The sequence below is a fragment of the Pyramidobacter porci genome (assembly GCF_009695745.1).
In the GTDB taxonomy this organism is placed as follows: domain Bacteria; phylum Synergistota; class Synergistia; order Synergistales; family Dethiosulfovibrionaceae; genus Pyramidobacter; species Pyramidobacter porci.
Genome location: NZ_VUNH01000019.1, coordinates 1 through 1256, shown reverse-complemented (window position 1 = coordinate 1256; position 1256 = coordinate 1). Strand labels below are relative to the sequence as shown.

At 63.9% G+C, this 1256-nt stretch carries 1 protein-coding gene; it reads right to left on the bottom strand.

Features of this window, described 5'->3' with window-relative positions; all coding sequences use genetic code 11:
• The coding region (locus tag FYJ74_RS11565) for a serine hydroxymethyltransferase (RefSeq protein WP_154529719.1) at positions 1-1235 on the bottom strand (1235 nt) is incomplete at its 3' end.
• Positions 1236-1256: the final 21 nt, after the last annotated feature.

Here is a 1256-nt window from a genome sequence, read left to right as displayed (position 1 = left end):
TTTGCCTCGCAGAGCTCGGTGATCTCGGCGCGGACTTTCCCGATCTCCGCTTCGTCGTCGATGTGGGTGACGACGCGGTCGATCCAGCCGGCGATCCTCTCCATCTCCTCGTGGCCGAAGCCGCGCGTGGTCGCCGCCGCCGTGCCGATGCGCACGCCGCTGGTCACCATCGGGCTCAGGCTCTCGAACGGGATGGTGTTGCGGTTGACGGTGATGCCGGCCTGGTCGAGCGCGATCTGCGCCTGTTTGCCGGTCACGCCTTTGCTGGTCAGGTCGACGAGGATCAGGTGGTTGTCGGTGCCGCCGGAGACGAGGCGGAAGCCTTTCTCCATCATCTTCTCGGCAAGGTGCTTGCTGTTGCTGACGATTTTTTGCTGGTAAACTTTGAACTCGGGCTTGAGGGCTTCGGCGAAGGCGACGGCTTTGGCGGCGATGATGTGCATGAGGGGGCCGCCCTGCATGCCGGGGAAGACGGCGGAGTCGAGTTTCTTGGCGTACTGTTCTTTGCACATGACCATGCCGCCGCGGGGGCCGCGCAGGGTCTTGTGGGTGGTGGTGGTGACGAAGTCGCAGTAGGGCACGGGGTTGGGATGGACTCCGGCGGCGACGAGGCCGGCGATGTGGGCGATGTCGAACATGACGAGCGCGCCGACTTCGTCGGCGATCTCGCGGAATTTCGCCGCGTCGATGACGCGGGGATAGGCGCTGGCGCCGCAGACGATCATCTTGGGATGATGCTTGCGGGCGAGTTCGCGCACCTGGTCGAAGTCGATGGTCTCGGTGTCGCGGCTGACGCCGTAGGGGACGATGTTGTAGAGTTTGCCGGAGAAGTTGACGGGGGAGCCGTGGGTGAGGTGTCCGCCGTCGGTGAGGTTCATGGCCAGGATGGTGTCGCCGGGCTGGAGCTGGGAGAAGTAGACGGCCATGTTGGCCTGGCTGCCGGCGTGGGGCTGGACGTTGACGTGGTCGCAGCCGAAGAGTTTCTTGGCGCGGTCGCGGGCGAGGTTCTCGGCCTTGTCGACGACTTCGCAGCCGCCGTAGTAGCGTTTGGCGGGGTAGCCTTCGGCGTACTTGTTGGTGAGCACGGAACCCATCGTGGCCATGACGGCGCGCGAGGTGAAGTTCTCCGAGGCGATCAGCTCGATCTGGCGGTTCTGACGGCGGTACTCTTCGACGATGATGTCGGCGATCTCGGCGTCTACTTCGCGGATGTACTTGTCGCTGTTCTTGTCCATTGCTATCTACCTGCCCTTTCA